The following is a 22,042-nucleotide window of genomic DNA, read 5'->3' on the forward strand; positions in this document are numbered from 1 at the left end:
GTGACATGAGTTTTGGCCGTACGCTTGGTCTGGCTTTCCGGTTTTCCCTGCGGGAGATGCGGGGCGGGCTCTCGGGCTTTTTCATCTTTCTTGCCTGTATTGCGCTGGGGGCTGGTGCCATTGGCGGGGTGAACTCGGTGGCACGTGCGATCACCGGGGCAGTGGAGGCCGAAGGCCAGTCGCTGCTGGCCGCAGATCTGCGCTTCGAGCTGAACCAGCGCCGTGCGACCCCCGATGAGCGGGCGTTTCTCGCCGGTCTTGGCGATGTTGCCGAGAGTGCAAACATGCGCTCCATGGCCCGCCTGACCGATGGCTCCGATCAAACGCTGGTGGAAGTGAAGGCGGTTGATGGGCTTTATCCGCTTTACGGCGCTCTTGCGACTGAGCCGCCCATGACGCATGACGGCCTCTTCGCCGAAAAAGGCGGAGTGTTTGGCGCGGCTGCGCCTGCGCTGCTCTTCGAGCGCCTGGGAGTTCAGCCCGGCGACAGCGTTCTTCTGGGTGGCCAGGAGATCGAGCTGCGCGCCATTCTTACGGCAGAGCCCGATGCGGTTTCCGACGGTTTCGGTTTCGCCCCGCGCCTGTTGATTTCTCTTGAGGCGCTTGAGGCGACGGGGCTTGTTCAGCCCGGCAGTCTTGTCGAGCATGTCTACAAGGTGCGTCTCGCCGGCGGTGCCGGCTCTGCAGCGCTCGAAGCGGCTCAGGCGGAGGCCGCATCCCGATTTCCGGAAGCCGGATGGAGCATCCGTTCGCGCACCAATGCAGCGCCCTCGCTTTCGCGAAACATCGAGCGGTTTTCGCAGTTTCTCACTCTGGTCGGTCTGACCGCGCTGGTGGTCGGCGGGGTCGGCGTGGCCAATGCGGTTCGCGCCTATCTCGACAGCAAACGTGCCGTGATCGCCACCTTCAAGAGCCTCGGTGCCTCCGGCAGGTTCGTCTTCACGGTCTATCTGGTGCAGATCCTGATCATCGCTGGAATCGGCATCCTCGCCGGTCTGGTGATCGCGGCCCTGATGCCTTTCGGTGCCTCGGCGGTGCTGTCCAGCGTCTTGCCGGTGCCGGCTTCCGGGGGGCTTTACCCGGCTGCGCTTGGCGTTGGAGCGCTCTTTGGAGTGATGATCACGCTGGTGTTTGCCCTGATGCCGCTTGGGCGGGCACGAGATGTGCCGGCCACGGCCCTGTTTCGGGAGATGGGCGTCGATGGGCGCGGCTGGCCGCGCCCGGTCTACATCGTTCTTTCGATTGCTATTGCCGCTTCGCTTGCCGGCTTTGCCATCTGGTTTTCCGATGACAGGCGCATGGCATTGGTGTTTGTCGGCGCAACCGTGTTCGCCTTCCTCGTTCTGCGGGTCGTTGCGCTCGGCATTGAATGGCTGGCGCGCCGCAGTCCGCGTGTTGCCTCCACGCCGCTGCGTCTAGCTTTGGGCAACATCCATCGCCCCGGCGCACTCACACCCTCGGTCGTGCTCTCGCTCGGACTCGGGCTGACCCTGCTCGCAACGCTGGCTCTGATTGATGGCAATCTGCGTCGGCAGATTACCGGCAATCTGCCCGATGTCGCGCCCAATTTCTTCTTCGTGGATATCCAGAGCGGGGAGGTGGAAGCCTTTGCCGACCTGGTGAGCGAACAGGCTCCCGACGGAAAGCTGATCCAGGTGCCCATGCTGCGCGGTCGTATCACGGCGCTCAATGGCGTGAATGTGCGAGACATGGAGATCCCGCCAGAGGGTGGCTGGGTTCTGCGCGGGGATCGCGGCATAACCTATGCCCGCAACGCCCCGGAAAACTCCACCTTGACGCAAGGGGAATGGTGGCCAGCCGATTATGATGGCGAGCCACTGGTTTCATTTACGGCAGAAGAGGGCGGCGAGCTTGGCCTGAAGATCGGCGATACCATTACAGTCAATGTCCTTGGGCGCGATGTGACCGCGCGCATCGCCAATTTCCGTGCCGTGGAATGGGAATCGCTTGCCATCAATTTCGTGATGGTTTTTTCGCCAAACACGTTTGCCGGTGCGCCGCATGCCTGGCTTGCGACGCTGACCGATGCGAACGCCACGCCGGCTGCCGAATCGCAGATCCTCAATGCCGTTACCCGGCAATTTCCGACCGTGACCACCGTCCGTGTCAAGGATGCGCTCGATGTGGTCAACCGGCTCGTGGAGCAGCTTGCCACGGCCATCCGGGCCGCGGCCGCCGTGGCCCTGATCGCTTCTGTTCTGGTGCTTTCAGGCGCGCTTGCGGCGGGCAACCGTGCGCGGGTGCATGATGCGGTCGTGCTGAAAACGTTGGGCGCTACGCGGCGTACCCTTATCGCGGCCTTCTCGCTCGAATATCTCCTGATCGGACTGGCGACGGCGGTATTTGCGCTTCTTGCCGGCGGGGCTGCGGCGTGGTTCGTGGTTGCGCAGGTGATGGGGCTTCCATCGAGCTTCCTGCCGGAAGTGGCGGTGGCGACCGTAGTGGTGTCGCTGGTCATGACAGTCGGGTTTGGGCTTATCGGGACCTGGCGGGTTCTGGGGCACAAGGCAGCACCGGTTTTGCGCAATCTGTGAGCTCAAAAGCGTTAACCGTGAGGGTGAAGAGACGAGATTTCGCCCGTGAAGTGTTGCCGCAGGTGCATTTCCGGGCGTGACAGGTCTTGTCCTGAACACAAACTGACATCATATTTGTTCTACGCATGCTGGTATCCCGCCAGCGGCGCACGGCCCTGTGGCCGTCACCGGACGGGATTAAAGCCAGAAAGGGGTAATTATGGCTGACCTTCGTAACTATCAGGCCCGCGCAACGCCCGGCGTGCGCGCGGACGCGGCCATCGACGAGGGCCTGCGCGCCTATATGATTCGCGTCTACAACCTTATGGCGCTCGGCCTGGCAATCACCGGCCTTGCAGCCTTTGGTGCATTCAATCTCGCCATCGCTGATGGCCAGCTGACCGCTTTCGGCCAGCTCATCTATGCCAGCGCTTTCCGCTGGGTTGTCATTCTCGCGCCGCTCGCGCTGGTGTTCTTCCTGAGTTTCCGCATTCAGAAGATGAGTGTCGGCGCTGCTCAGACCACATTCTGGGTCTATTCAGGCCTGGTTGGTCTCTCCCTGTCGACGATCTTCCTCGTCTACACGGGCGAGAGCATCGTTCGCACCTTCTTCATCACCGCTGCCTCGTTCGGCGCGTTGTCGCTCTGGGGTTACACGACAAAACGTGACCTTTCGGGCATGGGGTCATTCCTGTTCATGGGTCTGATCGGCATCATCATTGCCTCGATCGTGAACCTGTTCCTCGGCTCTTCCGCGCTGCAGTTCGCCATTTCGGTGATCGGTGTGCTGGTGTTTGCCGGTCTCACGGCTTACGACACCCAGCAGATCAAGGAGATGTATTACGAGGGCGACGATGCCACCGTGTCCGGTCGCAAGGCGATCATGGGCGCGCTGCGTCTCTATCTCGATTTCATCAACCTGTTCATGTTCCTGCTTCAGTTCCTCGGCAATCGCGAGTAGCGTTTGCGAGGGCAGGGCACACAAGATGAGGGCGGCCTTCAGGCCGCCCTTTTGCATTCAAAGAGAGTTCCGATCCGGCGCACCGATTTTGCGTCAGGTAACGAGCCTGAGTTTCTTGTCGAAAATCGCGAGAACACGGGCCAGCTCATGACCGCGTTTCAGAATAGCTCCCGAGGCCGCAACCACGCTATAGGCACCTTGCTTGCGCGTGAGTTTTGGGTCTTTGACGATCTGGAAAAGCGGCACTTCGCTGCTGCGGCGAAAGACTGAAAACACCGCTCTGTCCCGGAGATGGTCAATCGCATAGTCGCGCCACTCTCCGGCCGCAACCATAAGGCCATACATGCGCAGAAGCTGATCGAGTTCCCGTCGTTCAAACGTCACGGGTATATGAGCGCGTTCCCTCCGCGCCTCGTGCAGGGGGATCAGTATCCCGGAGCCGTCCCCATCCTCCGCGCTGCCATAGTCGGTCATCGGTTTCACCTCATGACGGTTTGGTGACAAGCAAAGACTCGCCTGCCCGGCACGGAATTGCAAGTCCTGGCTGTCAGGTGCTGCCGAGTGACCGCGAACGTCGAAGACCGCAGCGCTATGAACGGCTACACCTTGTTGATGACAGGTGAGACAGATTGATGAAGGCGGGCTCATTTAGTTTACTGGTCCCGTTATCCTCTCAAATATCAGCAATTATTAGCCGGTAGTCACAAATCAGGACCGTCTGTCGGAATTGGTGATGGCCCGCCTTTTTCTTGCCATTATTTTTTCAAGCTCATGCCCCATTGTGTCGCGACGATCCGGGCGTTGCCTGAGACGGTTCGGTCCGGACACGGATCCCGAAAACCCCAAGCCCCCCCGCCCTCGGGGTCATGACCGGATCGAACCAACTCTGACGCGCAAGCGAGGCAATGGTCCCAAGAGATCAAAACCGGTGCTGAATGATTCAGCACCGGTTTTTCTTTTGGGACCCACTTTCCGAACCCACTTTGCGGGCCGCTACGGAGCCTCGGGCTCCAGAGCAACCGCGCCCAGAATGGCGCCGGGTCTCCCTTCGCGGTCGACCTGTTGAAGAAGCAAGGCGCAGCCATTGCCGTGCTGCACCAGATCGGCCCTTGGGCATCTCGAAGCTTTTGGCTCTTCCGTCCCACATGCCAATTGTCCGAATGCGATTGACCGCGTTGCGGTATTCGACCGTTCGGCCCCGGTTTTCGCCGGACCGGATCTCCACCATTGAGCGTGGTGCATAGTCGACAAAGACGAGGTGTGCGTTCAGGTGTTCATCGGAGTGGTGTTCCGGGCCTGAACCGACCTTGATCAGCAGGGTATCTCCACGGTCCTCCAGTGCGACGCCGACCTGCAGGCCCTCCGGTGTTCCGGCCATGTGCTCGAGATGCGCGCCGATCCGGTCGCGATCGCCTCCGTTCATACCGTGTCGACCGTTGACGATGACCTGCGGTGTGTAGACAGTGGTGTTTTGCAGCGTATGGGCATATCCCTTTTGCCGCGCGGTGTTTTCGGCGCTCCCCAGCCGGTCTCGCCAGCCCAGATAGTCCCAATAGTCGACATGATAGGCGAGCGAGATGATATCGTCACGCTCCGCCAGCTCGCTTAGAATGGCATCTGCGGGAGGACAGGAACTGCATCCCTGGCTGGTAAAAAGCTCCACCACGCCAATTGGATGCGTGGCCTCCTGTGCGCCCGCCGAGCCCCATGGCGCGAACAGGAATAAAACCACAGCCAGACACTGGCTGTGTGTTGTGAGCCGGAACATGCGTTCTCTGTCTGGAATTGAATGCGACCTTTATTTGCCAGTCGACACTATAGAAGGCGCACCCCCTCAAAAAGAAGTCACGATCCGGTGAGACATTTTCCTCGATGCTCCGCCAAAAAAAACCGCCGGCGTTTCCGCCGACGGTCTGGATTGATGCATTTGCCTGGTTGGTCAGGCGGCCAGGTCGCGCAAGACGTATTGCAGGATGCCGCCATTCTTGAAGTATTCAAGCTCATCCAGCGTGTCGATGCGGCACAGAAGCGGGACCTCTTTCACCGAACCGTCGGCAAAGGTGATCTTCGCGTTCACCGTGGCGCGCGGCTTGATGGTCTCGAGCCCGTCGATGGTGACAGTCTCATCGCCCTTCAGGCCGAGGCTTGACCAGCTCGTTCCTTCGTCGGCAAAGACGAAGGGAATGACGCCCATACCCACCAGGTTGGAGCGGTGGATGCGCTCGTAGCTTTCCGAGATCACAGCGCGGACACCGAGCAGGTTGGTGCCCTTGGCAGCCCAGTCGCGCGAAGAGCCATTGCCGTATTCGCCACCGGCGAAGACCACGAGCGGCACGCCTTCCTTGCGGTATTCCATGGCTGCGTCGTAGATCGACATCTCCTCCTTGGAGGGGTAGTGGATCGTGTAGCCGCCTTCGGTGCCGTTTTCGCCCAGCATGTGGTTGCGGATGCGGATGTTGGCGAAGGTGCCGCGCATCATCACCTCATGGTTGCCGCGACGCGTGCCGTACTGGTTGAAGTCGGCCACGCCCACGCCATTGTCCATCAGGTATTTGCCGGCTGGCGACTGTGCCTTGATGGAACCGGCGGGCGAAATGTGATCGGTCGTGATCTTGTCGCCGAACAGGCCGAGAATGCGTGCACCCTTGATGTCGCTCACATCGCCGGTCGTCTTCTTCATGCCGACAAAGTAGGGCGGGTTCTGCACATAGGTCGACTTGTCGTCCCATGCATAGGTTTCGCCTTCCGGCACCTGCACGGCCTGCCAGTTCTCGTCTCCCTTGAAGACCTCGGCATACTTCTTCTCGAACAGATCGCGGGTGACGTTCTTCTGGATGAACTCCTGGATCTCCTGGTTGGAGGGCCAGATGTCCTTCAGATAGACGTCGTTGCCGTCCTTGTCCTGACCGATCGGCTCCTTTGTCAGATCCTTGGTCACCGAGCCGGCGAGCGCATAGGCAACGACCAGCGGCGGGGAGGCCAGGTAGTTGGCCTGTACATCCGGCGAGATGCGGCCTTCGAAGTTGCGGTTGCCGGAGAGGACGCCGGCAGCGATGAGGCCCTTGTCGTTGATGGTCTTGGAAACCGGAGCCGGCAGCGGGCCGGAGTTGCCGATGCAGGTCGTGCAGCCGAAGCCGACGAGGTTGAAGCCGATCTGGTCGAGCTCCTTCTGCAGGCCGGAGTTCTCCAGATATTCAGCAACCACCTGCGAGCCCGGAGCAAGCGACGTTTTCACCCAGGGCTTCTGCTTGAGGCCGAGACGGTTGGCGTTGCGGGCGAGAAGGGCCCGCGCCGATCAGCACGCTCGGGTTCGAGGTGTTGGTGCAGGAGGTGATGGCGGCAATCGCCACGTCACCGTGGCCAAGGTCGTAATCCTCGCCCTCAACCTGCCAGCGCTGTTCCAGCGTGGACGGGTCTTTCTTGTATTCCTTCTCGAGCGATTCGGCGAAGCCGGAGGAGATGTTCTCGAGCGGGATACGGCCTTCGGGGCGCTTCGGGCCGGCCATGGAGGGGACGACTTCGCCAAGATCGAGCTCGAGCGTATCGGTGAAGACCGGATGCTCGGTGCCCGTCTCGCGGAACATGCCCTGCGCCTTGCAGTAGGCTTCGACAAGCGCGATGCGCTCCTTGGAGCGGCCGGAGACGTTGAGATAGTTCAGCGTTTCCGAATCGACCGGGAAGAAGCCGCAGGTTGCGCCGTATTCCGGGCCCATATTGCCGATGGTGGCGGCGTCGGCCAGCGTCAGATGGTCGAGGCCCTCGCCGAAGAACTCGACGAACTTGCCGACAACGCCCTTCTTGCGCAGCATCTGCACAACGGTCAGCACCAGGTCAGTGGCCGTCACGCCTTCTTTCAGCTTGCCGGTGAGCTTGAAGCCGATGACTTCCGGAAGGAGCATGGAGATCGGCTGGCCGAGCATGGCCGCTTCCGCTTCGATGCCGCCAACGCCCCAGCCGAGCACGCCGAGACCGTTGATCATGGTCGTGTGCGAATCGGTGCCGACGCAGGTGTCCGGATAGGCAATCGTCTTGCCGTCCTCATCCTTCGTCCACACGGCCTGACCGAGATATTCGAGGTTCACCTGGTGGCAGATGCCGGTGCCGGGGGGTACGACGCGGAAGTTCTTGAACGCCTTCTGACCCCATTTCAGGAAGCGATAGCGCTCGCCATTGCGCTGGTATTCCAGCTCCACATTGCGCGCGAAGGCCTTCGGCGTGCCGAACTCATCGACGATGACCGAGTGGTCGATGACGAGGTCAACCGGAACAAGTGGATTGATCTTCTGCGGGTCGCCGCCAAGCGAAACCATGGCATCGCGCATGGCTGCCAGATCGACCACGGCGGGAACGCCGGTGAAATCCTGCATCAGCACGCGGGCCGGGCGATAGGCGATCTCGTGACCGGCCGTGCCACGGTCGTCGAGCCACGCCGCGACCGCCTCGATATCGGACTTGGTGACCGAGCGTCCGTCTTCGTTGCGCAGCAGGTTTTCAAGCAGCACCTTCATGGAGAAGGGCAGGCGGGAGATGCCTTCGAGACCGTTTTTCTCGGCCTCCTTGAGGTCGAAATAAACATATTCCGCATCCCCCACCTGGAGGGTGCGGCGGCAATTGAAACTGTCGAGAGATTTGGTCACGGGCGATCCTATCCTGTTCTGCTATCCGAAACGGGAACGGACTCCTCGAGGCATCACGCGCAAAAGGTGCGGGTACGGTCATTTCCGCTGTCCGCCCCCAGCGTCCCGGCCGTTCAAGGCGGCGCGCGCGCGGGTATCGGCACAAAGAGTTACACGCCGACCGCTGGCGTGGTTGAGGCGGATATAGAGAATTTTGTAGAAGAGTTCTAGAGTGAGAAATGGCAAATCTGCCATGCCGTGAAAAATTCAGGACGACCCCATTGCCGGAGAACGACGACATGATGCGGCTTTCCGCCGAGGAACTTGGCGGTGAGCGTGGCGGCGAAACCGTGTTTGCCGGGGTGTCTTTCACGCTTGGCGAAGGCGAGGCGCTCACGGTCACGGGGCCGAATGGCGCCGGCAAGTCCACCCTCTTGCGCGTGGTCTGCGGCCTTTTGCCAGCCTGTGAGGGCAGGGTGCGCTTTTTCGGCGGCGGGGAGGCGTTTCCCGATGTGGCAGCGGCCTGTCATTACCTCGGACACCGCAATGCGATGAAAGCAGAGCTCGGCGTCGAGGAAAATCTGCGCTTCTGGCAGGATTTCATGGGAGAGCCCCATCTGCCTCCTTTCGAGGCACTCGAAATGGTGGGGCTGGGCGATATCGGCCATCTGCCGTTCGGCTATTTGTCCACGGGACAAAGGCGACGGGCCTCCATCGCGCGGCTTCTGGTCAGCTATCGGCCGGTCTGGCTTCTGGATGAGCCGACGTCCGGTCTCGACAAGGCATCCGAAGCGCAGTTCGCCGAGCTGATGGCGGTGCATCTGGAGGAGGGCGGAATGATCGTGGCTGCCACCCATCTGCCGCTCGGTCTGAAGGACGCGCGGGAATTGCGCATGGGGGAGGCGGCGGGATGAGGGCATTTGGCAGCCGCCGCTGGTGGCGGGGCGAATCAAGGTGCGTCATCCCGGAAGTCCGAAGGGCTATCCGGGACCCATTGGGAGAATGCCAAGGGGCGCGGCCCCGTTCCGCTACCGGCGCCGATTGGCGCTGTTTGCGGCTTCTTCGGAGACCGGCCGTGCTTCTCAATGGATCCCGGCTCTCCTTCCAGTCGGCCGGGATGATGAGGAGCAGGGACGAATGTTCTGCCTTTCAGACAGGTGAAATGCGCTTTCATCTCACTCCAATGCCGCCTTTGGTGGCACCATGCTAGCGCTTTTCCGACGCGAGCTGCAGATCGGCGTGCGCACCGGAAACGGTGCGCTGACCGGTGTGCTCTTCTTTCTTGCCGTTGTTGCCGTCATACCTTTCGGCGTCGGGCCGGATCTCAATCTTCTTGCGCGCATCGGCCCGGCGATCCTCTGGATCGGTGCGCTGCTTGCCGGGCTCCTCGGGCTTGAGCGCCTGTTCCAGGCTGATCGTGAGGACGGCTCTCTGGACCTGATGCTTCTGGCCGACAGCCGGCACATGACGGCGGTGACGGTGTTCGTGAAATGCTGCGCCCACTGGACGGTCAATGTCCTGCCGCTGGTGGTGGTGACGCCGTTGCTCGGCCTTTTCATGAATGTCGAACCGTTGGGCATTCTCGCAGCCACCGCGACGCTGGCCGTCGGCACGCCGGCCATCACCTTTATCGGTGCGGTCGGTGCGGCCCTTGCGGTGGCGCTGCCGCGGGGCGGGCTTCTCGTTTCGGTGCTGGTCCTGCCGCTGACAATTCCGGTGCTTATCTTCGGGGTCGCGGCGGCGCGCGGGGCGGTTGCCGACCCCGATCCATTTTTGCCGCCTTTCCTCATTCTTGCCGCGCTGATGCTGTTTTTTGCCGTCATCGGGCCGCTGGCCGCCTCCCTTGCCCTGCGCTGGGGGGGCGACTGATGTGCGGCAATCGATTCGATTGCGGAAGGGGAAAGGCAACGCTATGGGTTCAGGCATGACAAACGCCACGCCGCAAGCCTCAACGCTCTCCGCTCGCCTGACGGCGCTCGCCAATCCCACGCGGTTTCTCGCGCTGGCGGATACGCTTGTTCCGTGGCTGGGCGGTCTCTCGCTGGCCGTGCTGACCGTTGGTCTCTACATGGCTTTCAACGCCCCGGAAGACTACCAGCAGGGCATCACGGTGCGGATCATGTATATCCATGTGCCGTTCGCCTGGCTTGCCATGTTCTGCTATTCGCTGATGGCCATTTCTGCGCTTGGGACGCTTGTGTGGAAACACCCGCTGGCGGATGTGGCGCTCAAATCCGCCGCTCCCATCGGCGCGGCCTTTACCGCACTTGCCCTGTTCACCGGCTCGGTCTGGGGCAAGCCGATGTGGGGCACATGGTGGGTGTGGGATGCGCGGCTGACCTCCGTCTTCATCCTGTTCCTGATGTATCTCGGCATCATCGCCCTGACGCGGGCCATGGACGATCCCGGTCGCTCGGCGCGGGCTGCGGCAATTCTCACGCTCGTCGGGTTCGTCAACATCCCGATCATCAAGTTCTCGGTGGACTGGTGGAACACGCTGCATCAGCCGGCCTCGGTGTTCCGTCTCGATGGCCCCACAATCCACGCCTCGCTGCTGTGGCCACTGCTCATCTGCGCGTTCGGCTTCACGCTGCTTTTCGTTACGCTGCACCTGATGTCGATGCGGGCGGATATCTGGCGCCGCCGCGTGGTTGCCATGCGCCGGCTTTCGGCACGCGCAGCAGAAAGGGCAGCATCATGACCCACGCAGCCTATGTCTTCGCCGCCTATGGTATTTCGGCGCTGGTCATTGCCGGTCTCGGCCTTTGGATCCTGATCGATCAGGCCGGTCGCAAACGTGAGCTCAAGGAGCTTGAGGAGCGCGGCATTCGCCGCCGTTCGGACCGAAAGGCGCAGAAGAAATGAGTGTCACAGGCGCAAGGCCCGCGCGGGCGCGGTTCATGCTGTTTCTGCTGCCGCTTGTTCTCTTTCTGGTCCTCTCCGGAATCTTTCTGGTTCAGTTGCTTTCGGGCAAGGACACGTCTCTTGTCCCGTCTGTTCTTATCGGACGTGCGGCACCGCAGACCGACCTGCCACCGCTTGAGGGCATGAACCTGCCAGGTCTTTCATCGGATGCTTTCGACGGCCGGGTCACGCTGGTCAATGTCTGGGGATCGTGGTGCCTGCCCTGCCGTCAGGAGCACCCGCTGCTCATGCAGCTTGCCACGGATGAGCGTTTCGCCATTGCAGGGCTCAACTACAAGGACAAACCGGAAAACGCTCGCCGTTTTCTGGGTGACCTGGGCAATCCCTACGATGCCATCGGCGTCGACCGGAATGGCCGTGCGGCGATTGACTGGGGTGTCTATGGCGTGCCGGAAACCTTTCTCGTCGGGCCAGATGGCACGATCCGCTACAAACATGTCGGGCCGTTCACGCCCGAGAGCGTTCGCAACGATCTGATGCCGGAGATCGAGAAAGCGCTGGCAGAGCGCCCGGCCGGCTGACAGCCCACATCGTTTCCACTGGTCCAGACGAATTGCTGCACTGCAGCAAAGACGCCGTGAAACGCATGCTAATCTTGTCATCCCCATGGACAGGAGGCATGCATGACGACCCAAATCAATGCGCATTTCGAAAAACAGGCGCAGGCCTGCGATCGCATGGGTTCTTCCTTCACGGCTCGATTATGCCGTCTTCTGCCCGAAATTCTGGACCGCGCGACCGCCACGGGCGCACGTGTGCTCGATTGGCCGGGCGCGCCGGGAGAGGATGCGCTGGCACTGCGTCTGTGTGGCGGGCTCCATGCGCTTGTGCTTGCTGGGAAAGATGCGGGCCTTACGGACGTCTATCCGCCGAACGCGGCTTCGCCTGAGGCGCTTCGAAAGGCCGTGCGAGCCGCCATTGCCCGCCATGACGAGCGTCTTTGTGCCAATCTGGACAGCGCGCCTCAGACCAACGAGATCGGCCGCGCGGCTATGCTCCTGCCGGGTTTTCTCACCATTGCACGGGAAACCGGCCCTGCCGCTCGACCTTTATGAAATCGGGTCGAGCGCCGGGCTGAACCTTCTGTTCGACCGCTTTCACTACCGCTATGGCGATAGCGAATGGGGCGAGGTTGCTTCTCCCGTGAGGCTGGCGCCCGAGACGCGCGGGTCAGCACCGGATCTGTCGGGAGTGCTGGATATCGCCACGCGCAAGGGCAGCGACATCGCCCCCATCAACGTGTCTCGGGATGATCAGCGCCTGCGATTGACTTCCTATGTGTGGGCGGATCAGGAGGCGCGGCTTTCCCGTTTGCGCGCGGCAATCGAGCTGGCAAACGAGACGCCTTTCGCTCTTGAGAAAGTGGATGCGGCCGACTTCGTGGATGCCGCACTTGCCGACCGTTGGCCCGATCGCGCCACGGTGCTGTTCCACTCGATCATGTGGCAATACCTTCGCCATGAAACGCGGGCCCGTATAGAGACCGCCCTTGAGGCGGCTGGCCGGGCAGGTGGGTCACCCATCGCCTGGCTGCGCATGGAACCCTCGGACACGAATGAGCCATTCGCGCTCGTCTCGCTCACGCTGTGGCCCGCTGGCAAGCGCCGCGATCTGGCACGCTGCGACTTTCATGGCCGCTGGATCGAGTGGTTGCTCTAATGCATGTCGCTTTCAAATGAATTCATTTGAAAGTGTTACAGCGTCCTTTGCGCGTCTTATAAGACGCGCGGCGATCCAGACCGTTGATGGAGCATCGGAATAATCCGAAAACCGGGTTCCACTTTTCGGTCCGATGCTCTAGCGCGTTGCGATGGCCGCCGCCGCACCGGCCATCATCGAGGCGCTGGTGCGGTTTGCAATGCGCATGGCGCGCGGGCTTTTGAGCAGTCTCCGTGCCTGCGTGGCTGCCAGCACCCACACGGCATCCACCGCCACCAGAACAACCACCATGGTGAGTGTCAGCTCCGCCCAGCCGATCAGCGTTACCGAGGCGACGTCGATGATGGTGGGCAAAAGCGCCAGATAGAACATCATGATTTTCGGATTCCCGAGGGTCACTGCCATGCCGGTGAAGAAGAGGCGCAGGCGCGAACCGGCGCTGGGCAGAGCTTCGCCACCCGTTTCCACCGGGGCGGTCCACATCTTCCATGCAAGATAGAGCAGATAGGCCACGCCCGCATATTTGATCACCACGAAAGCCATGTGGAAGGTCTCCGCCACATAGGCGAGGCCTAAAATGGCGAAGGAGAGCCAGATCCCCTCACCGATCCACATGGCCGCCAGGAACGGCAGCACATCGCGCCAGCCGCGCGTGATGACGCGGGCCACCAGCGCCGCGATGCTGGGGCCGGGGGAACCGGCCGCGACAAGCAGGGCACCGGCAAAGATGATGAGGGCGGAGATATCCATTGTTCTACCTTCCTGAAAGCGCCAGGCGCAGGCCGAGCGCGGCAAAGGCTGCCGCAAACGAGCGCCGCAGCCACTTCATGATGGTCGGGCTCGACAGAACCCTGCCGCGCACGAGCGAGGCCATCTGCCCATAGAGCACGAAGACGACGAAGGTCATCGCCATGAAGATGGAGCCCAGCCACGCCATGTCGAGTGCGGGCAGGGCGCTTTCGGCGGGGATGAACTGGGGCAGGAAGGCCAAAAAGAAGATCGAGAGCTTTGGGTTCAGAATGTTGATCAGGAAGCCGCGGCGGATGATGGCCCGATGCGGGATCGCGCTGCGGTCGGCTTCGGCATTCAGCATGCCGTTCTCCTTCAGCGCACCCCACGCCATCCAGAGGAGATAAAGCACCCCGGCGAATTTCACGATCTGGAAGAGCATGGCGCTGGCATGCAGCAGGGCGGCGATGCCGAGAATCGCGGCTGCGATATGGGGCAGAATGCCGAGCGTGCAGCCGAACGCGGCTAAAACGGATGCCAATCCGCCACGGCCAAGCGCGATGGCCAGTGTGTAGATCACACCAGTGCCGGGAATGAGCACGACGACAAGCGCCGTGAGCAGGAATGCGGGATCCATTGGGGAGCTTCTCCACGAGAACGGGGGAGATTAGGGCTCCATGTATGGAAACTGTCAACCCGGATGGCGGGACGTGTTGACGGCTGAGCCTGGCACCCTCATCCTGAGCTTGTCGAAGGGCGAGGGTGCATGGCGCGAGATTGGTGTCCGCCTGACGCTACCGCGTGCTTCAACTGGCTATTGCGGCACTGCGCGCCCAAGCGGAATGATTTCCTTCGATGCAGGTTCGAAGGGCGCGCCGGTCCAATCCCCAGACCACCGTTCGACCTGGAGCCCGCTTTCGTGCAACAGCTCTGCGATGACATTCTTTGGCGTATAGCGGATGCGTGCCGTGGCCGTATGCACCTCACCGCTTTTCAGGACGCGATAGCTGTTTCGATAGCTGAGTATCTGCGTTGCGTCATCAAAGGTGGATTCATTCCACGCTTCGACCTGACCATGCCCGGGGTGTGTGAACCGGCGTAGTGTCGCTTTCGCTGTACGGGTCTTCTCGCCGGGGAAATCCGGATTGCGACTGTCGAAGATGAAATGGCCACCCGGTTTCAGATGTGTGGCGATCGTCTCAATCACCGCGCGCTGATCCGCTTCGGTGAGAAAAACCTGAAACGTATGGCCCGTCATGGCAATCAGATCGAAACGCTCATCGAGTCGGAGCGTGCGTGCATCGCCTTCGATCCAGTCCACTATTTTGCCCTCTGGTCGGGTCCGTGCAATGTCGAGCATAGCCGCCGCAGGGTCGACCCCGACAACGCGTCGGCCCTCGCTCAGGAGGGCGGCCAGTTCGCCGGTTCCGCAGCCGAGGTCGAGAACCGAGGCTGAGTTGCCGGCGAGTTTCCTGCAGAAAGCCAGATCAGGCCGCGCAGCACCGCGAAAGTCGTAGAACTGCGCGACGGCCGGATCGGCATAGAGTGGTTCGGTTGGGTCATTCATGCACCAACCTGGCCGGAAAACCCGTCAGCCTCAAGCCGCGCCGGCGCGGCTTTTCTCGAAACGTTTGCGCTCGTGCGGGTCGAGATAGAGCTTGCGCAGGCGGATCGACTTCGGTGTCACCTCCACCAGCTCGTCGTCCTGAATCCAGGAAAGCGCGCGCTCCAGCGTCATGCGGATCGGTGGCGTCAGCTTGACGGCTTCGTCCTTGCCGGAGGCGCGGACGTTGGTGAGCTTCTTGCCCTTCAGCACGTTCACTTCCAGATCGTTGTCACGGGAGTGAATGCCGATGATCATTCCGTGATAAACCTTCACGCCGGCGTCGATCACCATCGGGCCGCGGTCTTCCAGATTGAACAGCGCGTAGGCCGCCGCCTCGCCGTCGTCATTGGAGATCAGGACGCCATTCACGCGACCGCCGATCTCGCCCTTGTAGGGCTGATAATCGTGGAACAGCCGGTTCATGATGGCCGTGCCGCGCGTGTCGGTCAGAAGCTCCGACTGGTAGCCGATCAGGCCGCGCGTTGGGGCGTGGAAGACCAGGCGCTGGCGGTCGCCGCCGGAAGGGCGCAGCTCGACCATCTCGGCCTTGCGCTCCGACATCTTCTGTACAACGACACCGGAATGTTCCTCGTCCACGTCGATCACGACTTCCTCGATCGGTTCGAGGAGGTTTCCGTTCTCGTCCTTCTGCATCACCACGCGCGGGCGCGAGACGGCGAGCTCGAAGCCCTCGCGGCGCATGGTCTCGATGAGAACGGCAAGCTGGAGTTCGCCACGGCCGGAGACGTAGAAGGAGTCCTTGTCGTCGGCTTCCTCGATCTTCAGCGCCACATTGCCCTCGGCTTCCTTCAGGAGGCGGTCACGGATCACGCGGCTCGTCACCTTGTCGCCTTCGGTGCCGGCCAGCGGCGAGTCGTTGACGATGAAGCTCATCGTCACGGTCGGTGGATCGATGGGCTGTGCTTCCATCGGCTCGTTGACGGAAGGGTCGCAGAACGTGTCGGCGACAGTGCCCTTGGAGAGGCCGGCAATGGCAACGATATCGCCCGCATGGGCCTCCTCGATGGGCTGACGCTCAAGGCCGCGGAACGCGAGGATTTTGGAGATGCGACCGTTTTCCAGAAGCGTGCCGTCGTGATGCAGCACCTTCACGGCCTGGTTCGGCTTGATGGAGCCGGCGGCGATGCGGCCGGTAATGATGCGGCCGAGGAACGGGTTGGCTTCCAGAATGGTGCCGATCATGCGGAAAGGGCCGGGCTCGGTGGTCGGCTCGGGCACATGTTTGAGCATCAGGTCGAACAGCGGCGTCAGGCCCTGATCCTTGGGCCCTTCCGGGTCATAGTTCATCCAGCCGTCGCGGCCCGAGCCATACAGGATCGGGAAATCGAGCTGCTCGTCGGTGGCGTCGAGCGCTGCAAAGAGGTCGAACACCTCGTTGATCACTTCGTCGGCGCGGGCGTCCGGACGGTCGATCTTGTTGATGGCGACGATCGGCTTCAGGCCGACCTTCAGTGCCTTGCCGACAACGAACTTGGTCTGCGGCATCGGGCCTTCGGCGGCATCCACCAGAAGAACGGCGCCATCCACCATGGAGAGAATGCGCTCCACCTCACCGCCGAAATCGGCGTGGCCGGGCGTGTCGACGATGTTGATGCGGGTGTCGTCCCATTCCACCGAAGTGGCTTTCGCCAGAATGGTGATGCCGCGTTCTTTTTCGATGTCGTTGGAATCCATGGCCCGTTCGGCAACACGCTGGTTGTCGCGGAAGGAGCCGGACTGCTTCATAAGCTCGTCGACGAGTGTTGTTTTCCCATGGTCAACGTGGGCGATGATCGCAATATTGCGCAGTTTCATATGTGCTCTTTGGGGTCGATAGGCGCGCGAAAGGCATGGCGCGGCCAGTTGCGTTGCCGCGCTCATACAGGTTTTTTCGCAATTGCGAAAGTGCGCAGTCGTCAATGCCGGGCAAGTGCCGGCCTCGTTCAGCCCCAGTTGGCGCCTTCCAGCGCGTTGAGCGGAAACTTCAGATAGCGCTTGCCATCGGCCTCCGGTGCGGGAAGCTGCCCGGCATTTATGTTCACCTGAAGCGCATGCAGGATGAGCTTGGGCATGGGCAGCGTTTCGTCGCGCGCTTCACGAACGGCAACGAATTCGGCTTCCGTCCTGCACTTCGACATATGCGTGTTGGTGGCCTTCTGCTCGGCAACGGTGCTTTCAAAACGCGGCTCGCGTCCGCCCGGCTGGTAATCATGGCCGACGAAAATGCGGGTCTCGTCCGGCAGGCTGAGAATCTCCTGAATGGAATTCCAGAGCCGTTCGGCACTGCCGCCGGGAAAGTCGCAACGCGCGGTGCCGGAATCCGGCATGAACAGCGTGTCGTGAACAAAGGCTGCATCACCGATCACATAGGTGATCGAGGCCAGTGTGTGACCGGGCGAAAACATCACCCTTGCCGGCAGCGAGCCGATGGTGAAGGTGTCTTCGTCGGCGAACAGTCGGTCCCATTGCGAACCGTCCGCCTTGAAATCAGGCCAGTTGTAGATCCCTTTCCAGAGCTTCTGCACCTCCACGACCTTCTCGCCGATGGCGATGGGCCGGCCCGTTTTCTCTTTCAGATAGCTCGCGGCGGAGAAGTGGTCGGCATGGGGGTGCGTGTCGAGAATCCATTCAAGATCCAGCCCCTTCTCTGCGATGAATGCAAGCAGCCTGTCGGCATTCTGCGTCGAGGTGCTGCCCGATTTCTCGTCGAAATCCAGCACGGGATCGATGATGGCGCATTTCCCGGTTGCCGGATCGGCAACAACATACTGGGCAGAGGAGGTGCGCTTGTCGAAAAAGACCGTGACATCCGGTTTGGCGGAAGAGGTTTTGCTCGCCTTTCCGGGCTCCCGAGGCGTGTGTGTCTGGTCCATCCTGCTCTCCGTGCCTGCCTGCTTTGGTGTGTAGTTAATGCGGGCGCGAAAAATATGCAATTTTCCGAATTGCGACCATTTGAGCCTGCATTTCCACAAAACGGGACAAGGGAGCCAAACTGTACCGAAAAGCAACCAATTGGCGCAAAATCCGGGGGCAGGCGCCCTGCCTGGAAATCCCCCGGTGGAGGTCAGGCGAGCCCCTTCTTTTCCATCATCGCTTCAGGCGTGGGCATGCGACCGCGAAAGGCCTTGTAGAGCTCTTCCGGATCGGCTGAACCGCCGGCCGAATAGATGTGCCGGCGCAGTTTCTCTGCGGTTTCGGGGTCGAACGGGTCCCCCCGCTCTTCGAAAGCGCGGAAGGCGTCGGCGTCGAGCACCTCCGACCACATGTAGGAGTAGTAGCCCGCCGAGTAGCCATCGCCGGCGAAAACGTGCAGGAAATGCGGCGTGCGATGGCGCATGGCGATTGCCTTCGGCATCTGCAGTTTTTCGAGCGTTTCCGCTTCGAAACGCAGCGGGTCCTTCGGCGCCTCCGCCTGGCTGTGAAACGCCATGTCGACCAGCGCCGATGCGGTGAACTCAACCGTGGCGAAGCCGGCATCGAAGGTGCGGGCAGCACGCATTTTCTCCACCAGCGAATTCGGCATGGGCTCGCCGGTCTCATGATGGAGCGCAAATTTCTGCAGCACCTCGGGCACGGTGAACCAGTGCTCGAAAAGCTGCGAGGGCAGTTCCACGAAGTCGCGCGAAACCGAAGTGCCGGAAATCGACGGCCAGGTTACGTCGCTCAACAGGCCGTGCAGCGCGTGGCCGAACTCATGAAACAGGGTGCGCGCCTCATCGACCGAAAGCAGCGCTGGTCGTCCCTTCGGCGGTTTGGCAAAGTTCATCACGTTGTAGATGACTGGCATCTTGCCTGCACCGAGCCGATAGCCGGATTGCAGCGCGCTCATCCATGCGCCGGAGCGCTTGGATGGACGGTTGAAATAGTCGGCCATGAACAGGCCGCGCTTCGTGCCGTCACCATTGCGCACGATGAATGTGCGCACGTCCTCGTGCCATGCCGGAACGTCTTCGACTTCTTCGAAGGTCAGACCGAACAGCCTGTTGGCCACGTCGAAGGAGGCAGCGATGATGTTGTCGAGCGTCAGATAAGGCTTGAGAGCACTTTCATCGAAGGCAAAGCGCTCGGCGCGGCGCTTTTCCGCATAGTAGCGCCAGTCCCAGGGCGCGATCGAATGGTTCTGGCCTTCTTCGACGGCGAGGCGTTCCAGCTCTCTTTCATCTTCAGCGGCTTTCTCGCGCGCCTTGTCCCAGACAGGCTGCAAAAGCTCCTGCACGGCCTCCGGTGTCTTGGCCATGGTGTCATCAAGTTTCAGGGCCGCGTAGGATGTGTAGCCAAGAAGCTTCGCCTTTTCGGAGCGCAGAGCCAGTGTTTTGGCGATCACGTCACCATTGTCGGTGTCTCCGCCGTTTTCACCGCGTTTCGTGAAAGCGGTGAAAACTTTTTCACGCAGGTCGCGTCGCTTCGAGGAGGCAAGGAATGGCTCGGCGATCGACCGGGAAAGCGTTACGGCAAAGCGTCCTTTCTCTCCTCGAATCTCGGCAGCCTCCGCCATCGCGCTTTTCAGCGCGTCCGAAACGCCGTCCAGATCCCCCTCATCGAGCAGCAGTGCCCAGCCGCTCTCGTCGGCAAGTACGTTCTGACCAAATTGCGCGCCCAGGCCGGCAAGTTCCTCGTTGATGGCGCCAAGGCGTTCCTTGTCTTCCGCTCCCAGTTGCGCACCGCCGCGCACGAAGCGCTTCCATGTTTTCTCCAGAACCCGTTCCGTTTCCGCATCGAGGCCGAGTGCCTCACGGTTTTCATACAGCCGGTCGATGCGGGCAAAGAGCGCTTCGTTCATGAAAATCGAGGAAACATGGCGTGCCATGCGTGGCGATATTTCCCGCTCGAGCGTCTGTATGGTTTCGTTGGTGTGCGCGCCTGCGCGGCACCAGAAGATCGCGGAAACTCTCGAAAGGGCTTCTCCTGCAAGTTCCAGCGCCGCCAGCGTGTTCTCGACATCAGGGTCTTCGGGATTGCGGGCGATCCGTTCGATCTCGGCTTCATGCGCGGCGAGCGCAGCCTCGAAAACCGGGCCAAACGCAGCATCGTCAAATGCGGTGAAATCCGGCAGGCCCTGCGGCCCGGTCCAGGTCGTCAGCGGGTGGGTTGCAAGGTCGATGGGTGTGGATTTCTGCATGGTGTTTCCAAATGGTTGGCGGGGCGGCATGCAAGCGATGTATGCGCAGGACCCCGGGCTTGCAATGCCTGGAGTTGACCGGAATGGCGATCAAATTTATGTAATGCTTATATTAAGTTCGCCTTATTATAAGGATGTTGCGATATGGCACATCAGGTCAACCCGGAATCATTCGGATTCCTTGTTACCGACGTTTATCGCCTGATGCGGGTCGCGATGGATCGCGCCATTGCGGAAGCCGGCATCGGTGTGACACCGGGTGAGGCCCGCACGCTCGTTCACGCCGCGCGCGCCGGCACCGTTCGGCAGAATGTTCTGGCCGAGCGGATGGGTGTCGAGGCCATGACCCTGAGCGGCTATATCGACCGGCTTGAAGCGCGCGGTCTGGTGCGGCGCGTCAATGACCCCTCTGACCGGCGGGCCAAGCTCGTAGAGCTGACCGATGCTGCAGACGACGTTTTGAAATCCATTGGAGAGGTCGGAACGCAGATGCGCGAGAAAGCGGCCGGCGTGCTCTCCGAAGACGAGTGGGGCCACATGCTCGGTCAGCTCAAGGTCGTTCGCGACAATCTTGCCGCCTTATCCCAGAAGCCCGGGACCGGACGGACGAAGGAACGATTATGAACCTTCATTCCGACGCGTCTGACCGCGAGGCATCCGCTCCGTTAATGAGCGAGCGGCGCGTGAGCATTCTCGGCGCGCTTCTGGTTGCGCTCGGGCCGGTTTCCATGGCGCTCTTCACCCCGGCGATGCCCGAGATCGTGCACGCATTCGGCACGACGGAATCGGCGGTCAAGATGACCATCTCGCTCTATTTCGCCGGTTTCGCGGTTGCGCAGCTTTTATGCGGTCCGCTTTCCGATGGCCTGGGGCGCAAGCCGGTCACTTTCGGGTTCATTGCCATCTACATCGTGGCGAGTTTCATGGCTCTGATCGCTCCCAACATCGAAACGCTGATCGCGGCTCGTTTCATTCAGGGATTTGGCGCTGCGGTCGGGGTTGCGGTGTCGCGTGCTCTGGTTCGCGACCTCTTCACGCAGGAGAGCTCGGCCCGTATCATGAATCTGATCGGCATCATTCTTGCCATCGGGCCCGCATTTGCTCCCACGCTTGGCGGGCTTACCATGCAGCTGGCCGGCTGGCAGGCAATCTTCGTGCTGATGCTGATTGCCGGTCTGGTGATAGCGCTGGTGATCCATTTCTTCCTCAGGGAGACGGTGGAGCGCGATCTGTCGCGCATCAGCCCCCGCGCGCTGATCCATTCCTACCGGCTGCTTCTGGGCAGCACCTATTTCATGCTCTCAAGTCTGGTCATCGCGGGGTCTGTCGGAGCGATCTACACGCAGGCCACTGTGCTGCCATTCATTCTGATGAGTCGTGTCGGCCTCACGCCGGCCGAATTCGGCATTGGCATGCTGGCACAGTCGGGAATGTACTTCGTGGGCGCGATTGCCGCACGCTATCTGATGAGACGCATTGGGGCTGACAGGCTCGTTCCCATCGGACTCACCGCCATCGGACTGGGAAGTGTGTCTTTGATCGTCTCGCTCACCCGGTTCGAGCCAACCTTTCTCGGTGTCATGGGACCCGTTGGCATCTATGCGTTCGGGATTGCCTTTGTCATGCCGGCGATGATGACCGCGGGCCTTGCGCCGTTCCCACGCATAGCGGGCTCGGCCTCTTCGCTCACCGGATTTCTGCAAATGGGGACCGGGCTGGCGGGTGGAAGCCTTGCGGCGCTGATCGGCGATCCGGTTCTGGCGATGGTGCTGATCATCCCCACCCTGGGCGCGGTGGCGATCGTTTCATGGCTGATCTGGCGCAGGCTTCCAGAGCCCGCGATGGCGACCGCGTTGCGTCCCGGCCCGCCCGGCCCAATCCAGCCGGTCTAAT

19 protein-coding genes and 1 pseudogene are annotated in these 22,042 nt (G+C 61.3%); 11 read left to right on the plus strand and 9 right to left on the minus strand.

Annotated elements, in window-relative coordinates:
* Positions 1-5 precede the first annotated feature (5 nt).
* On the plus strand, positions 6-2,555 hold the full coding sequence (locus AB2N04_RS03400) for an ABC transporter permease (protein WP_367718726.1): 2,550 nt from the start codon (positions 6-8) through the stop codon (positions 2,553-2,555).
* A 199-nt stretch (positions 2,556-2,754) separates the two neighbouring features.
* Positions 2,755-3,495, plus strand: coding sequence for a Bax inhibitor-1/YccA family protein (locus AB2N04_RS03405; RefSeq protein WP_367717051.1), 741 nt, complete (start codon positions 2,755-2,757; stop codon positions 3,493-3,495).
* 93 nt (positions 3,496-3,588) lie between these two features.
* Here AB2N04_RS03405 and AB2N04_RS03410 read toward each other — a convergent pair whose 3' ends face one another.
* The 3 genes and pseudogenes from AB2N04_RS03410 to acnA form a co-directional block, all read right to left on the minus strand.
* Positions 3,589-3,969: a DUF2794 domain-containing protein gene (locus AB2N04_RS03410; protein ID WP_367717052.1), complete on the minus strand. Its 381-nt coding sequence runs from the start codon at positions 3,967-3,969 to the stop codon at positions 3,589-3,591.
* A 466-nt stretch (positions 3,970-4,435) separates the two neighbouring features.
* Positions 4,436-5,263: a DUF1223 domain-containing protein gene (locus AB2N04_RS03415; protein WP_367717054.1), complete on the minus strand. Its 828-nt coding sequence runs from the start codon at positions 5,261-5,263 to the stop codon at positions 4,436-4,438.
* Between the two features lie 171 nt (positions 5,264-5,434).
* Positions 5,435-8,132: pseudogene (gene acnA, locus AB2N04_RS03420) on the minus strand (aconitate hydratase AcnA).
* A gap of 281 nt (positions 8,133-8,413) precedes the next feature.
* On the opposite strand from acnA, the gene ccmA reads away from it, so the two are divergent.
* The 7 genes from ccmA (at position 8,414) to AB2N04_RS03455 (ending at position 12,695) form a co-directional block, all read left to right on the plus strand.
* The gene (ccmA, locus tag AB2N04_RS03425; RefSeq protein WP_367718727.1) at positions 8,414-9,025 is read left to right on the plus strand and encodes a heme ABC exporter ATP-binding protein CcmA; all 612 of its coding nucleotides are present in this window, start codon (positions 8,414-8,416) and stop codon (positions 9,023-9,025) included.
* 289 nt (positions 9,026-9,314) lie between these two features.
* Entirely contained in the window at positions 9,315-9,980 is a 666-nt protein-coding gene (gene ccmB, locus AB2N04_RS03430) for a heme exporter protein CcmB (protein WP_367717056.1), read from the plus strand.
* Positions 9,981-10,023: 43 nt separating this feature from the next.
* Positions 10,024-10,812: a heme ABC transporter permease gene (locus AB2N04_RS03435; RefSeq protein ID WP_367717058.1), complete on the plus strand. Its 789-nt coding sequence runs from the start codon at positions 10,024-10,026 to the stop codon at positions 10,810-10,812.
* Positions 10,809-10,976, plus strand: a complete 168-nt coding sequence (gene ccmD, locus AB2N04_RS03440; protein ID WP_336071027.1) for a heme exporter protein CcmD — start codon at positions 10,809-10,811, stop codon at positions 10,974-10,976. Before AB2N04_RS03435 ends, ccmD begins: the two co-directional genes overlap by 4 nt.
* A complete protein-coding gene (locus AB2N04_RS03445) occupies positions 10,973-11,557 on the plus strand; it encodes a DsbE family thiol:disulfide interchange protein (RefSeq protein ID WP_367717060.1) in 585 nt (194 codons plus the stop codon). Before ccmD ends, AB2N04_RS03445 begins: the two co-directional genes overlap by 4 nt.
* Positions 11,558-11,659: 102 nt before the next feature.
* The gene (locus AB2N04_RS03450; RefSeq protein ID WP_367717061.1) at positions 11,660-12,091 is read left to right on the plus strand and encodes a DUF2332 family protein; all 432 of its coding nucleotides are present in this window, start codon (positions 11,660-11,662) and stop codon (positions 12,089-12,091) included.
* Positions 12,054-12,695: a DUF2332 domain-containing protein gene (locus AB2N04_RS03455; RefSeq protein WP_367717063.1), complete on the plus strand. Its 642-nt coding sequence runs from the start codon at positions 12,054-12,056 to the stop codon at positions 12,693-12,695. Before AB2N04_RS03450 ends, AB2N04_RS03455 begins: the two co-directional genes overlap by 38 nt.
* 138 nt (positions 12,696-12,833) lie before the next feature.
* Here AB2N04_RS03455 and AB2N04_RS03460 read toward each other — a convergent pair whose 3' ends face one another.
* The 6 genes from AB2N04_RS03460 to AB2N04_RS03485 form a co-directional block, all read right to left on the minus strand.
* Entirely contained in the window at positions 12,834-13,445 is a 612-nt protein-coding gene (locus AB2N04_RS03460) for a LysE family translocator (protein WP_367717065.1), read from the minus strand.
* A 4-nt stretch (positions 13,446-13,449) separates the two neighbouring features.
* Positions 13,450-14,061 (minus strand): LysE family translocator, encoded by a 612-nt coding sequence (locus AB2N04_RS03465; protein ID WP_367717066.1) that lies wholly within the window; start codon positions 14,059-14,061, stop codon positions 13,450-13,452.
* A gap of 177 nt (positions 14,062-14,238) precedes the next feature.
* The gene (locus tag AB2N04_RS03470; protein WP_367717067.1) at positions 14,239-14,991 is read right to left on the minus strand and encodes a trans-aconitate 2-methyltransferase; all 753 of its coding nucleotides are present in this window, start codon (positions 14,989-14,991) and stop codon (positions 14,239-14,241) included.
* 30 nt (positions 14,992-15,021) lie between these two features.
* Positions 15,022-16,845 (minus strand): translational GTPase TypA, encoded by a 1,824-nt coding sequence (typA, locus tag AB2N04_RS03475; protein ID WP_367717068.1) that lies wholly within the window; start codon positions 16,843-16,845, stop codon positions 15,022-15,024.
* Positions 16,846-16,973: 128 nt separating this feature from the next.
* Entirely contained in the window at positions 16,974-17,903 is a 930-nt protein-coding gene (locus AB2N04_RS03480) for an MBL fold metallo-hydrolase (RefSeq protein WP_367717069.1), read from the minus strand.
* 191 nt (positions 17,904-18,094) lie between these two features.
* Complete coding sequence (locus tag AB2N04_RS03485) at positions 18,095-20,149, minus strand: M3 family metallopeptidase (protein WP_367717070.1); 2,055 nt, start codon at positions 20,147-20,149, stop codon at positions 18,095-18,097.
* Positions 20,150-20,293: 144 nt separating this feature from the next.
* Here AB2N04_RS03485 and AB2N04_RS03490 point away from each other — a divergent pair, with 144 nt between their 5' ends.
* Entirely contained in the window at positions 20,294-20,773 is a 480-nt protein-coding gene (locus AB2N04_RS03490) for a MarR family winged helix-turn-helix transcriptional regulator (RefSeq protein ID WP_367717072.1), read from the plus strand.
* Complete coding sequence (locus AB2N04_RS03495; protein ID WP_367717073.1) at positions 20,770-22,041, plus strand: multidrug effflux MFS transporter; 1,272 nt, start codon at positions 20,770-20,772, stop codon at positions 22,039-22,041. The genes AB2N04_RS03490 and AB2N04_RS03495 overlap by 4 nt, the downstream gene beginning before the upstream one ends.
* Position 22,042 lies beyond the last annotated feature (1 nt).

The organism is Nitratireductor sp. GISD-1A_MAKvit (genome assembly GCF_040819555.1).
Lineage (GTDB): Bacteria > Pseudomonadota > Alphaproteobacteria > Rhizobiales > Rhizobiaceae > Nitratireductor.